Origin of the sequence: Owariibacterium komagatae, from assembly GCF_045865535.1 — a bacterium.
Lineage (GTDB): Bacteria > Bacillota > Clostridia > Oscillospirales > Ruminococcaceae > Ruthenibacterium > Ruthenibacterium komagatae.
On the sequence record NZ_AP031406.1, the window covers coordinates 2,098,572 to 2,111,967 of the forward strand.

The window sequence follows — 13,396 nt, forward strand, 5'->3', positions numbered from 1 at the left end:
GCCTTGCGTGCGCCGCCTCTTTATTGTATAATGAACACGCTGCATTGCAGCCTGGAGGGCGTTTGGGGAGGAAGTTATTTGTTCAGGGAAGTCAAACAGAACAACAAGCCGCTGCCGGTTCTGGCGGCGGATGAAATTACAAAGCTGATTGTGGACGGCGTCTTCAAACCCGGAGACCGGCTGCCCAATGAGTATGAGCTGGCTCAGCGCCTGGGTGTGGGCCGCAGCACCGTGCGGGAGGCCATCAAGCTGCTGGTCAGCCAGAACGTGCTGGAGATCCATCGGGGAAACGGTACGTTCGTGTGCGAACAGACCGGCGTGGCGGCGGATCCCCTGGGACTGAAGTTTATCCCCGGCAAGAAAAAGCTGGGGCTGGATTTGTGCGAGATCCGGTTCATGATCGAGCCGAAAATCGCCATGCTGGCTGCCCAAAACGCCACCCCGGAAGAGGTGGATCAGATGCAGGCACTGTGCGACGAGATCCGTGACCAGATTTATGCAGGGGAGAACTACGGCGAAAAAGACCGGGAGCTGCACACCCTGATCGCCACCTGTACGCGCAACAGTGTCATTCCCAACCTGATCCCCATTTTGAATGAGGCGATTCCCCTGTTCATCGACATCACCCGGCAGCAGGTGAAAATGGAGACCATTCAAACCCATCAGGCGGTGGTGGACGCCATCCGCGCCCGGGACCCGCAGGCTGCTTACGATGCCATGTGGCAGCATCTGGTGGATAACAAGCGGAGCATTGAGGCCATCCCCGACGATGTGTAAAACAAACTTTCAGACGGTCCTGCGCATTTATGCGCAGGACCGTCTTTTTTATTTGTGCATTCCCGCACGCGCCGGGGCATATTTTGTAGGGGAGACCGCTGAGTGGAACGCTTTTTCTGTGGTTTTCATAAAAACGGGATGGCGATTTTGTGACATTAACCAATTTTTTAAACGGAGCATTGACATTTTTCGAGGACATTGATATTCTAAGCCTAAAGACATAAGACGTCAGATGTCAGATGATAAGGAGAGAACGGTATATGTTTCGCAGTGAAGAAGTAAGAAAGCTGGCTCCGGAGATGGACCCGCTCCGCCTGGGAATGGGTTGGAAGCTCAGCGATCTGGATAAACCGAAAATTCTGGTGGAGAGCACCTTTGGAGACAGCCATCCGGGAAGCGCACATCTGCTGGAATTTGTGGACCTGGCCTGCCAGGGCGTGGCCGAAGCAGGGGGAAAAGCTGCACGCTATTTTTCCACCGATATCTGTGACGGACAGGCGCAGGGACACGACGGCATCAACTATTCTCTGGCCAGCCGGGACATGATCGCCAATATGGTGGAAATTCACAACAACGCGACGCCGTTCGATGCGGGTGTATTCATCGCCAGCTGTGACAAGGGGTTGCCGGGCCTGCTGATGGGCATCGGCCGCACCAATCTGCCGGCGGTGGTGGTCACGGGCGGCGTCATGGAAGCCGGTCCGGACCTGCTCACGCTGGAGCAGATCGGCGCCTACAGCGCCATGTGCCAGCGGGGCGAGATCAGCGAAGAGCAGCTGACCTATTACAAACACAACGCCTGTCCCTCCTGCGGGGCGTGCAGCTTCATGGGAACAGCGGGCACCATGCAGGTGATGAGCGAGGCTTTGGGTCTGGCGCTGCCCGGCTCGGCGCTGCTGCCGGCCACCTGCCAGGACCTGCGGGATGTGGCCCGCAAAGCCGGCCGGCAGGCCATGAAGCTGGCCGAGATGGGGCTGACTGCCCGGGACATCGTGACCAAAAAGAGCTTTGAAAACGCCATTATGGTGCATGCGGCCATTTCCGGGTCCACCAACGCCATTCTGCATCTTCCGGCCATTGCTCATGAGTTCGGCATTGAGATCGACGCGGATACCTTCGAGCGCATTCACAAAAACGCACATTACATTCTGGATGTTCGCCCTGCCGGACGCTGGCCTTCCGAGTATGTGTACTACGCGGGCGGTGTGCCTGCCATCATGGAGCAGCTGCGTGGTATCCTGCACCTGGACGTCCTGACCGTGACCGGCAAGACGTTGGGTGAAAATCTGGACGACTTGAAAAACAGCGATTATTACGAGACCTGCGCGTCCTATTTGAAAAAGACAGGGCTGAAGCGCGAGGACATTATCCGCTCCTACGACCAGCCCATCGGCGACAAGGGGACCATCGCCATCCTGCGGGGCAATCTGGCACCGGAAGGCGCGGTGGTAAAGCACTCGGTGGTTCCCGCCGAGATGCACCAGGCTGTTCTGCGGGCCCGTCCCTTTGACTGCGAGGAGGATGCCATTGCAGCGGTGCTGGCCCATGACATCCGGCCCGGCGACGCGGTGTTCATCCGCTACGAAGGACCCAAGGGCAGCGGCATGCCGGAGATGTTCTACACCACCGAGGCCATCTCTTCCGACGAGGAGCTGGGCAAGAGCATTGCGCTGATCACCGACGGCCGGTTCTCCGGCGCGTCCAAAGGGCCGGCCATCGGCCATGTTTCACCCGAAGCCGCAGAGGGCGGCCCCATCGCTCTGGTGGAAGAGGGCGACCTGATCCAGATTGATATTCCCGCCCGAGTGCTGGCCATTGTGGGCGTGAAAGGGGAGCGCAAGACCCCCGAGGAGATGGATGCCATTCTGACCGAACGCCGGGCAGCCTGGGAGCCCAAGCCGGCCCGCTACAAGAGCGGCGTTTTGAAAATTTACTCGGAACACGCGGTCGGCCCCATGAAGGGCGGCTATATGAAATAAGGAGAGAGAGCATGGAACAGTTGAAAACAGGAATCATCGGCTGCGGAAAAGTGGGCGATTTCCACGCGAAAGCGTATGCCAACCTGCCCAACAGCGCGTTTACGGCGGTGTGCGATGCAAACCGGGACCGGGCTGAGGCGTTCGCCGCCCGCTACGGTGTAAAAGCGTACACCGATGTAGAGCAGATGTGCCGCCAGGAGCATCTGGATGTGGTCAGCGTGTGCACGCCGCATCCGCTGCATGCCAATCCGGCCGTGACGGCCGCCAACTGCGGCTGCAACGTGCTGGTGGAAAAGCCGCTGGCTTCCAGCCTGGCGGACTGCGATGCCATCATCGAGGCGCAGGACCGCAACGGTGTGACCGTGGGAACCATGGTGCAGCGCCGGTTCTATCGCCCCTGCATGCGCATCCATCAGGCCATCGAGGACGGAAAACTGGGCCGCCCGGTGCTGGGCATGGTGACCATGCTTGGCTGGCGGGACGAGGCCTATTACAACAGCGATCCCTGGCGCGGCACCTGGGACGGCGAGGGCGGCGGTGTTCTGGTGAACCAGGCGCCCCATCAGCTGGACCTGCTGCTGTGGTACATGGGCGAGGTGGATGAGGTGTACGGCGTGTGGAAAAACCTCAACCATCCTTATATTGAAGTGGAGGACACGGCCGTGGCCGTGGTCAAGTTTAAAAACGGCGGCGTGGGCAACATTGTGGTCAGCAACAGCCAGAACCCTGCCCTGTACGGAAAAGTGCACATCTTCGGTGAAAACGGCGCGGCGGCAGGCGTGCAGACCGACGGCGGAGCCATGTTCATCGCGGGCATGTCCAGCATCACCGAACCGCCGGTCAACGACTTGTGGACGGTGCCGGGCGAGGCGGAAATGCTGGATGCGTGGAAGAAGGCGGACAGCGACTTCTTCAACAGCGTGGACTCCATGTACTATTATCACAACGAACAGATCAAAGACTTTTTGAACGCAGTGCAGACGGGCACGAAGCCTCTGGTGGATGCCCGGGAAGGCCGCCGCACGGTGGAGCTGTTTACAGCCATCTACCGCAGCACCAAAGACAACTGCGTTGTGAAATTTCCGCTGAAATAAGGAGGAAAGGCCATGCTTGTATCGTACAACGAGGCCTGCGCCAAAGATTGTTCCACTCTGGAAAAAGACCTGGAACTGTGTGAAAAAGCGGGCTTTGACTGCATTGAGATCCGTCTGGATATGTTGACGGATTATCTGACACGGCACACCGTGGAGGAGCTGGCGTCGTTTTTCAAAACCAGCCGTCTGCGGCCCCATGCCTTCAATGCGCTGTACTTATATCCCGAATTTCTCAGCGAACGGGACGACGCGGAAAAACAGGCGGCGCTTCTGGCCGAGTTTCGGCTGGGCTGCGAAGTGGGCAAGGCCATCGGCAGCCATTACTTCATCATTGTGCCGCCGCTTCAGCGCGACCCGCTGGGCGGACCCTTTGTGGGAACCCGGGAGGAGACCTTTGAAAACTGCGTGCGTATCCTGAAAAAGCTTTCGGACCTGGCCCGCCCTTATGACATGAACCTGTGCTTCGAGCTGGTGGGCTTTGAGCGTTCCAGTGTGCGCAGCGTTGCCGAGGCGGACGCCATTGTCCGTGCGGTAGACCGGGACAACGTGGGATTTGTGTTTGATTCGTACAACATTTTCCTCAACGGAGGCTGCAACGATTTTTCGGCCATCGGCACCGTACAGCCCGAAAAGATTTTCGCCGCGCACCTGATGAGTGCCGACGATGTGCCCGAGGACCAGCGCGGTCAGGACAAACGCTGCTTCTGCGGCTCCGGCGCGGTGGATACCGACGGTTTCCTGCAGGTGCTGAAAGCCGCGGGCTACAAGGGCATCGCCTCGGTGGAGACCTTCCGCCCGGAGTACTGGCAGAAAACGCCGGAATGGGTGATCGAGAACGCCTGGCGCACCACGCATCACGCGCTGGAAGCCAACGGCTGTCTGTGATCGGTTGTTTTTTCGATATTTTCCGCCGGCAGAGAAGCGAAACCTTAAAAATCCAATCAGATCAGGAGGAATCTTATGTCACCACTCGCATTTGTGGGCATGCTGATCGTTGCGATCATCATCCTCACCGTATTGACGCTGAAGTTTAAAATGCATCCGGTCATGGTGCTGTTCCTGACCGCCACGTTCTGCGGCCTGGCATCCGGCAAGGGCCTGGTCGATACCTTCAGCTCCATCACAAGCTATTTCGGTTCCACGCTGGGCAGCATCGGCGTCATGATTATTTTCGGCGCCGTTATTGCGGCCGGTATCAGTGATACCGGCGCGGCCACCAGCATGGTCAACTTCTTCATTCGCAAATTCAAGGGCAAACGTCTGGAACTGGCTCCGGCGCTGACGGGCTTCATCATGAGCATCCCCGTGTTCGGCGACATTGCCATCATCCTGAACGCTCCCATTTCCGCCATTTTGGCAAAGCGCAAAAAAATGAGCATGACGCAGGTCGCACCGTTCGTCAACCTGGGCCTGACGCTGACCCACGGCCTGGTGCCTCCCACACCCGGTATCCTGGCGGTGTCTGTGCTGCTGGGCGCTGACATTGGCACCGTGATCCTGTGGGGCCTTGTCTGCTCGGTGGTCTCCCTTGCGGTGTGCTATTTTGTGCTGTCTCCCATTTATGCAAAGTGTGAATACATTGAGCCGCTGGCTTCCTACACCGAGGGCATCGAGTCCGTGGAAGAGGGCTCTTCCGTGGATGCACTGCTCATCCGTGAGGACAACACTCCCAGCGCAGGCGCTTCCTTCCTGCCGCTGCTGCTGCCCGCCGTGATGATCGCCGTGGGTTCCATCGGCAAACTGTTCGCAGAAGAGGGAAGCGGCGCTTACACCTTCTTTGATACCTTCGGAAACACTGTTCTGGCCTTGTTCTGCGGCATTATCGCTGTGGGCCTGCTGGTGGCCGGCCGCAAGAAAAAGGTTGTGGACAAAGCCAATCAGGACGGCAACGGCTGCGCGCTGACGGAAAAGAGCAGCTGGTTTGAAATCGTCATGAACAACTGGGTGGGCCGCGCACTGAACATTGCCATCAGCGCTCTGCTGATCACTGCAATGGGCGGCGCAATGGGCGGCATCCTGCGTGAGAACGAGGCCATTCAGACCATCGGCAATGCCATTGCCAATACCAACTTCCCGGCGATTCTGGTTCCCTTCCTGCTGGCTGCTATCCTGATGACGGTCTGTGGCTCCATGACCACTGCGTCCATGACCGCTGCCGGCCTGATGGCCGCGCTGATCCCGGTTCTGGGCATGAGCCCGGTGGTGGCTTCTCTGGCCATCGGCGCCGGTTCCATGGTGGGCTGGCACGTAAACAACAGCGGCTTCTGGATCTTCACCTCCCTGTACGGCTTTGACACCAAGCAGGGCCTGAAATACTTCACGACCACAAACGCTCTGGGCGGCATCGTGGCGTTTGCCATGCTGGCTGTGCTCACGCTGTTGGGCGTTGTGGCCTGACCAAAGCAACAAAAACCGCGCAGCTCTGCCGGCATACCCTTGCGGTCCAGGGATTTTCCCCGGGCCGCAGTGTGCCTCCCAAAGCGCGCGAGAAGGAGCGAGAAAACATGATCAACGCGTTTGCAAAAAGCCGCCGTGCGGCTTGGCTGGGCGGCGCGCTGCTGGGGGCAGCTGCGGGCGCAGCGACCTGGTTTTGGGCCGGAACCGGGCAGAATACGTTCACCCGTCTGCTGCTGACGGCGCTTGCTGCCTTTGTGGGAGTTAACATCGCGCTGTATCTGGCCAGAATGATCGCCACCCGGGAGTATCAGTCCCGCCTGTTGCTCTTATATGAGCAGTTGGACCCCAAAGCGTTTTTGGCGGCCGCCGAACCTTTGAAAAACGCCCCGATGAACGCCGGGCCGCGCAGCACGCTGCTGGTGCATTTGGCCAATGGCTGGCTTTACGCCGGGCAGCCCGATCGGGCGCTGGAAATTTTGAACGAAATTCCCACCGGCCCGAAAACACCGGAGACAAAAGGCCTTGTGCTGGGCAACCAGGCCACCTGCTGGCTGGCCCAGGGCAATCCGGACAAAGCGCAAAGCTGTATGGATGAACTGCGCCGCCTGGTGGATTCCGGTGCCTGCGGCAAGGATTTTTCTGCAAAAGCGCGCCATACACTGGCCTATCTGGAGTTGTGCCTGGCCATTCACAGGGGAAAACGTGTGAATCTGCAAGCGCTGGAAAAGGATTTTGAAACCAGCCGCTCGCCTTTTCACAAGTTGGACGTGCAGTACCGCCTGGCGCTGGCTGCCCGCCGCTGCGGAGACGCAGAACGATGTGCCCGTGCGCAGGAGTATGTATCGAACTTCGGGCAGAAAACAGCCTATCCTGTTCTGCTGAACGAAAAATAAAATGTACACAAAAAGCCGTCCTTTGGGACGGCTTTTTGTCGTTTGCCGGGAAACGTCTGCAAAAACTGTATCTGATAGAAATACAGTTCCATCAAAAAGTGTGAAATTTATCAGAAAAAACAGAGAAATCAGAAACAATTTTCAGATATTGTATGTTTAATATATACAATCTTTGTTCCAAAATGGTGACAATCAAAATAAAACTCTTCCAATTTAGCGTATGAAAGCTATAATAGAAAGTACACCTCTCCCATCTAAAACGGCGAGGATAGAGAAAAAGGAAAGTAGCAAGAGGAGGAGTTACCAATGAAAAAATTAGCAGCTCTGTTGGCTTGCGTCCTGGCTTTGAGCCTGGGCCTGACTGCCTGCGGCGGCTCCAGCGCATCCGGCAGCACCACCAGTGCAGCCGCGACGTCCGGCGAGAAACAGCTGGTTGTCCAGCTGGGACCGGACCCCGAGACCCTGGACCCTGCGCTGAACAGTGCCATCGACGGTGCCAACATGATTCTGTTTGCCTTTGACACCCTGCTGGGTGTGGACGAGGACCTGAACGTGGTTCCTGCCCTGGCAGAGAGCTGGGAAGAGTCCGAAGACGGCATGACCTGGACCTTCCATCTGCGCGAAGGCCTGAAATGGTCCGACGGCAGTGAGCTGAACGCGGAAGACTTTGTCTACAGCTGGCAGCGCATGGCGGACCCCGAGACCGCGGCTCCCTATGCGGAGACCGTTCTGGGCATGGTGAAAAACTTCAACGAGATCTCCACGGGTGAGATGGAGCCCAGCGAGCTGGGCGTTTCCGCACCGGACGCGAACACCTTTGTGGTAGAGCTGGGCCAGCCCTGCACTTATTTTGACAAAATCGCTTCCTTCGTGGCTTCCAGCCCTGTGCAGCAGGAGACGGTCGAGGCCAACGGCGACGCATGGGCCGTTGATCCTTCCACCTATGTTTCCAGCGGTGCGTTCATGATGACCGAGTGGGTGCCGGGCAGCCACATCACCTACACCAAGAACCCCAACTACTGGGATGCGGACTCCATCAAGCTGGACAGCATCAAATGCCTGCTGATCGAAGACATGAACGCCGCTCTCTCTGCTTATGAGACCGGCGAGGCTCTGATGATCAAATCCGTTCCCACCGAGGAAATGGCCAGCCTGGAAGGCCGCGACGATTTCCATGTCGATCCGCTGCTGGGAACCTACTATATCAGCCTGAACCTCCAGAGAGAGCCGTTCAACAACCGTGACGTGCGCGAGGCGCTGAGCCTGGCCATCGACCGCGATTATGTGGCCAACACCATCATGCAGGGCACTTACAGCCCCGCCGGCAACCTGATCGGACCGGGCATCACCGATGCGGACGGCAGCTCCTTCATGGAGAATGCCAATGGCGGCGAAGAGTACATCAGCACCGATCCTGCGGACTTTGAGGCCAACCTGGAGAAAGCAAAACAGCTGATGGCGGACGCCGGCTATCCCAACGGCGAAGGCTTCCCGGTCATCGAGTACCTGGTAAACGATCAGGGCTATCACAAAGCGCTGGCCGAGTACCTGCAGAAGGCCTGGGGCGAGCTGGGCATCACCATGGAAGTGAAGACTGCTGAGTGGCAGAGCGTGACCGCTACCCGCCGCGCCGGCGACTTCGACACCGCCCGCAACGGCTGGGTCTTCGACTACAACGATCCTTCTTCCATGTTTGACCTGTTCTACACCGGCAACGGCAACAACGACGGCAAATATTCCAACGCCGAATACGATGCACAGATGGATATCTCCCGCACCACCACCGATGTGGAAGAGCGCTTTGCCGCTCTGCACAAAGCGGAAGACATCATCATGGCTGACGCGGGCATGATCCCTGTCGCGTTCTACAATGACTACTATCTGCAGAGCGACAAGATCACCGGCAGCTGGCACTCTCCGTACGGCTACTGGTACTTCCAGTATGCGGACATTGCCGAATAATTTTCCAAAACAGAACCCGGCAGCTTGGCTGCCGGGTTTTTTTGTGCAGAACGGAACGGTGTGGAAAAACAGGGGCAAATCCTGTATAATGGCAGGGAAACGGAAGGGAGGCCCCAAAATGAATTTGAAACAACGTCTGGCAGTGTGTGCGGGCGCCCTGTTGGGCGCGGGTGTGCTGTCGGTGCTGATCTGTCCGCTGCATCTGCCCGCCGGAAAAGTGTGTCTGACAGCCTCCCTGTGGGCGGCCTGCGCGGCATCTGCGGGCCCCTGGGCGGCAGATGCCCGGGCGAAAAGCCGCCTGGTGCGTGTGGGTGCGGCTGCGGTATGCACCGGATACGGTCTGCTGGCGCTGGTGGGCGGCTGGGGTCTGGCCCGTCTGCTGCCGGAAAATGCTTCTGCACTGCTTTTGTTCCATCTGCTGTGTCTGGCCGGCGCGGCAGTGTTCCTGTTTGTACTGGTCAGCACGGCGCAGGGAATCCGCCGGGGAAGAGAGCTGGAACAGCAGTTTCCGTCGGCCTGGAGCCCGCTGTTTGAGCGGGCGGGCGCCTGCCTGGGCCGTGCCCGGGACGAGGAACGCCCCCCGCTGGAGCGCCTGTGCGCAGCGCTTCGCAAAGCGGAAGAAGAGGGAAAAGACGCGCTGGAAAACGAGTTTGCGGACTTGCTGGAGCAGCTGGAAGAAACCATGAAAAAACCGGCCGGCCCCCAAAGGGCCGACCGGCTGAAAAATTTGTGCGAAGAAGCCTGCTGGCTGGCAGGCCTCACAGGTCCTGATCCAAAAGAGGAATAACTTCCCGCAGGCTGGGTACAATGCAGCGGCAAAGCTGCTCCATCTCCGGCGTGGCGGGGTCCATGTTGGGGACCATCACCGTAATACAGCCTGCCGCTGCACCGGCGCGCACCCCGTTGTAGCTGTCCTCCAGAACCAGGCAGGCCTGGGGCGGAATGTTCAGCTGTCTGGCGGCCGTCAGGTAAATATCCGGTGCGGGTTTGGAGCGGCGTACCATGTCCCCGCACACCAGTTCGCTGAAAAAGTCCCGGATGCCTGCCACCCGCAGGTTGTTTTCCACCAGAGAACGGTGAGTGGAGGAGACCACCGCCATGGGAATGTTTCGGCTGCGCAGCGCTTCCAGAAGCTCTGTCAGGCCCGGCATCAGAGGAACGCTGCGGGCCAGAAGCGCGGTCAAACGGCCGACCACCGCGTCGCACATCGTGTCAAAGGGCACATCCGGCCCGAAGCGCTTCAAAAAGGCGGCTCTTCCGCCCGCCCGGTTGCGTCCCCGCAGAAGCGCGGTGTCCGCCGGGGTGATGGTCAGTCCGTATCGGGCGCCGATTTCGCACCAAATCTGGTCCGAAAGGCGTTCCGTGTCGATCATCAGCCCGTCCATATCAAATAAAACTGCCTGTATCTGCATCTTTTTCTTCTCCCTGTATGATTGGTGGTTTCATTATATCATAAATATCTGCGATTTTTGTGTGTTTTCTCTTGTAATATGAGACAAACCGCGCTAAAATGAGTTTAATCGTTAAACAGAAAAAGAGGGGAACCATATGTTGGATATCAAAGTGACGAGAACACAGACGCCGAAGGCGAAGCCGGACCAGACCAAGCTGGGCTTTGGCACCTATTACACCGACCACATGTTCGTGATGGATTATACCGAGGGACAGGGCTGGCATTCGCCCCGCATCGAGCCGTATCATCCCATTTCGCTGGACCCGGCGGCCATGGTGTTCCATTATGCACAGGAGAGCTTTGAGGGCATGAAGGCCTACCGCACGGCGGACGGCCGTGTGCTGCTGTTCCGCCCGGAAAAGAACGCCGCGCGGCTTCAGTCCACCCACAAGCGTCTGTGCATCCCGGAGATCCCGGTGGAAGACTTTGTGCAGGCGGTGCGTGCGCTGGTCCATGAGGACAAGGACTGGGTGCCCAGCGAGCCGGACACCAGCCTGTATCTGCGCCCCTTCACCATTGCCACCGAGGCACACCTGGGCGTAAAACCCAGCAACACCTATCAGTTTATCATCATCGCTTCGCCCTCCGGTGCGTACTACGAGGAAGGCATGAGCCCGGTGAAAATTTACGTAGAGGATGAATATGTGCGCGCCACACCCGGCGGCACGGGCTTCATCAAATGCGGCGGCAACTACGCGGCCAGCCTGGCGGGCCAGGTCAAGGCCCACGAGTTGGGTTACAGCCAGGTGCTTTGGCTGGACGGTGTGGAGCGCAAATACGTGGAAGAAGTGGGCAGCATGAACTGCTTCTTCAAAATCGACGGCGTCATCCGCACAGCGCCCTGTGTGGGCACGGTTCTGCCCGGCATCACCCGCATGAGCTGCATTGAGCTGCTGCGCAAGTGGGGCTATGAAGTGGACTGCGAGACCCGCCTGCCCATTGCCGACGTGATGGCGGCTGCCAAGAACGGCACGCTGGAAGAGGTGTTCGGTACCGGTACGGCCGCAGTCATCAGCCCCGTGGGCGAATTGCGGTATGAGGGCGAGATCGCCACGGTCAATGATTTCCAGACCGGCCCTGTGACGCAGCGCCTGTACGACACGCTGACGGGCATCCAGTGGGGCAAAATCCCCGACGAGATGGGCTGGACCCAGGAAGTGGAATAAAAATCAAAAGGCCGGTTCGGCGTTTGCTGAACCGGCCTTTTTCTCAGTCAAAGACAAAAAGCTCTTCGATGGGCGCCGCTACAGCCCGGGAAAGGTCGATGGCAAGTTTCAGGGAAGGATTGTACGGGGCTTTTTCCAGGCGCACGCCCACCTTTTCCGCCAGCTGTTCCTGGGTAAAGCCCTTGATTTGCCGGTACTTCAGCCATGGCTTACTCCTCGGTTTGGCCGCAGCGGTAAAGCAGATATTCATAGAGGAACATTCTCAGCACCAGCAGCTGGCCGGATTTTGGGTGCCGGTTTGCATTTTTACACGCATTTTGTTATCATAATAAAGTATACGAGCGCCCCGACCGGGGCGTACCATCCTGAATTTTTATAGGAGTGATGATTGTTTGGATAACCCTGGCCCTAGTATACTGGCGTTTATGATTTTGCTGATTTTTTCCGCGTTTTTCTCCGCCAGTGAAACTTCGCTGTCGTCCATCAACCGGGTGCGCATGAAGACCCGCGCCGAGGACGGTGACAAAAAAGCCCGCAAAGTTCTGGATCTGGCGGATGACTATGACCGCACCCTGTCCACCATTCTCATTGGCAACAACGTGGTGAACCTGGCGTCTGCGTCCATCTCCACGGTGCTGTGCACCACCCTGATGGGAGCCAACGGCGCCGTAGTTGCCACAGGCGTGACCACTGTGCTGGTGCTGATCTTTGGCGAGATTTTGCCCAAGAGTCTGGCAAAGGAGCGGCCGGAAAAATTTTCGCTGATGTTCGCCCCGTTTTTGAGCTTCATCAAAACGGTATTGACACCGGTGGCTTGGGTGTTTGTGCAGATCAAGCGCCTGCTGACGGGCCTGCGTTCCAATGAATTGAACGTGCAGCCCAGCGTGACCGAGGAAGAATTGAAGGTCATCATTGACACCGTTGAGGAAGAAGGCGTGCTGGACCGGCAGGAGACAGACATCATTCAGTCCGCCATTGATTTCGACAACATCACCGTGCAGGACATTCTGGTGCCCCGTGTGGACATCGGGGCCGCTTCGCTGGACGATCCCCCCGAGGAGATCCTGAAGCTTTGCCTGCAGGGCGGTCACTCCCGCATTCCGGTGTATGACGGAAGCATTGACCACATTGTGGGTGTGCTGCACGCCCGGGATCTGCTGGCATGCCTGTCCCGCGGAGAGACCATTGACCCCCGCAAGCTGCGCCGGGACGTGCTGTTTGTGTACCGCACCAAGCGCATCAACGAACTGCTGGCGGAACTGCGGCGCGAAAAACAGCACATGGCCATTGTCACCGATGAACACGGCGGCACCCTGGGCCTTGTGACCATGGAGGATATTCTGGAAGAGCTGGTGGGTGAGATCTGGGACGAGTCCGACGTGGCGGAGCAGGATATTCAGCCCCAGGGCGACAACATCTGGCAGGTGGCCGGCGACGCGAAAATGGAAGATTTGTTCGAGGCCATGGATTACGAGGACAAGGACTTCGAAGACGATTATTCCACCGTCAGCGGCTGGGCGCTGGATATGTTCCAGCACATTCCCGAGGAAGGGGAAAGCTTCACCTGGAAACGCCTGCATGTGCGGGTGGAAAAAATGGACGATCAGCGCATTGAATGGCTGCGCGTCACCTTGATGAACGAGGACCCCACCGGGGAAAAAAGTGATTCATAAAA

The 13,396-nt window shown here is 58.1% G+C and carries 12 protein-coding genes; 10 read left to right on the plus strand and 2 right to left on the minus strand.

What is annotated here, in order from left to right; genetic code table 11:
• The first annotated feature begins 78 nt into the window (after nucleotides 1-78).
• The 8 genes from ACKTS9_RS10405 (at nucleotide 79) to ACKTS9_RS10440 (ending at nucleotide 9,889) form a co-directional block, all read left to right on the plus strand.
• Nucleotides 79-777, plus strand: a complete 699-nt coding sequence (locus ACKTS9_RS10405) for a FadR/GntR family transcriptional regulator (protein ID WP_349217252.1) — start codon at nucleotides 79-81, stop codon at nucleotides 775-777.
• A 260-nt stretch (nucleotides 778-1,037) separates the two neighbouring features.
• A complete protein-coding gene (ilvD, locus tag ACKTS9_RS10410) occupies nucleotides 1,038-2,756 on the plus strand; it encodes a dihydroxy-acid dehydratase (RefSeq protein WP_349217253.1) in 1,719 nt (572 codons plus the stop codon).
• An 11-nt stretch (nucleotides 2,757-2,767) separates the two neighbouring features.
• Nucleotides 2,768-3,850, plus strand: a complete 1,083-nt coding sequence (locus tag ACKTS9_RS10415; protein ID WP_349217255.1) for a Gfo/Idh/MocA family protein — start codon at nucleotides 2,768-2,770, stop codon at nucleotides 3,848-3,850.
• Nucleotides 3,851-3,862: 12 nt separating this feature from the next.
• Nucleotides 3,863-4,735, plus strand: a complete 873-nt coding sequence (locus ACKTS9_RS10420) for a sugar phosphate isomerase/epimerase family protein (protein ID WP_407880638.1) — start codon at nucleotides 3,863-3,865, stop codon at nucleotides 4,733-4,735.
• A 75-nt stretch (nucleotides 4,736-4,810) separates the two neighbouring features.
• Nucleotides 4,811-6,247, plus strand: a complete 1,437-nt coding sequence (locus ACKTS9_RS10425; RefSeq protein ID WP_349217258.1) for a GntP family permease — start codon at nucleotides 4,811-4,813, stop codon at nucleotides 6,245-6,247.
• A 107-nt stretch (nucleotides 6,248-6,354) separates the two neighbouring features.
• Nucleotides 6,355-7,140, plus strand: a complete 786-nt coding sequence (locus tag ACKTS9_RS10430) for a hypothetical protein (protein WP_407880641.1) — start codon at nucleotides 6,355-6,357, stop codon at nucleotides 7,138-7,140.
• A 306-nt stretch (nucleotides 7,141-7,446) separates the two neighbouring features.
• On the plus strand, nucleotides 7,447-9,102 hold the full coding sequence (locus tag ACKTS9_RS10435) for a peptide ABC transporter substrate-binding protein (RefSeq protein ID WP_407880643.1): 1,656 nt from the start codon (nucleotides 7,447-7,449) through the stop codon (nucleotides 9,100-9,102).
• A gap of 118 nt (nucleotides 9,103-9,220) precedes the next feature.
• Complete coding sequence (locus ACKTS9_RS10440; RefSeq protein ID WP_407880645.1) at nucleotides 9,221-9,889, plus strand: hypothetical protein; 669 nt, start codon at nucleotides 9,221-9,223, stop codon at nucleotides 9,887-9,889.
• On the opposite strand, the gene ACKTS9_RS10445 is transcribed toward ACKTS9_RS10440, so the two are convergent.
• The gene (locus ACKTS9_RS10445) at nucleotides 9,861-10,514 is read right to left on the minus strand and encodes an HAD family hydrolase (RefSeq protein WP_407880647.1); all 654 of its coding nucleotides are present in this window, start codon (nucleotides 10,512-10,514) and stop codon (nucleotides 9,861-9,863) included. The two genes, ACKTS9_RS10440 and ACKTS9_RS10445, sit on opposite strands and share 29 nt — an antisense overlap.
• 136 nt (nucleotides 10,515-10,650) lie before the next feature.
• Between ACKTS9_RS10445 and ACKTS9_RS10450 the strand changes: the two genes are divergently transcribed.
• Nucleotides 10,651-11,721, plus strand: a complete 1,071-nt coding sequence (locus ACKTS9_RS10450) for a branched-chain amino acid aminotransferase (RefSeq protein WP_407880649.1) — start codon at nucleotides 10,651-10,653, stop codon at nucleotides 11,719-11,721.
• Between the two features lie 43 nt (nucleotides 11,722-11,764).
• Here the strand turns inward: ACKTS9_RS10450 and ACKTS9_RS10455 are convergent, their stop codons facing one another.
• The gene (locus ACKTS9_RS10455; RefSeq protein WP_407880651.1) at nucleotides 11,765-11,971 is read right to left on the minus strand and encodes a helix-turn-helix transcriptional regulator; all 207 of its coding nucleotides are present in this window, start codon (nucleotides 11,969-11,971) and stop codon (nucleotides 11,765-11,767) included.
• A 142-nt stretch (nucleotides 11,972-12,113) separates the two neighbouring features.
• Between ACKTS9_RS10455 and ACKTS9_RS10460 the strand changes: the two genes are divergently transcribed.
• Nucleotides 12,114-13,394 carry an HlyC/CorC family transporter gene (locus ACKTS9_RS10460; protein ID WP_407880654.1) on the plus strand — a complete coding sequence of 427 codons (1,281 nt, stop codon included), beginning with the start codon at nucleotides 12,114-12,116 and terminating at the stop codon, nucleotides 13,392-13,394.
• The last annotated feature ends 2 nt before the right edge of the window (nucleotides 13,395-13,396 follow it).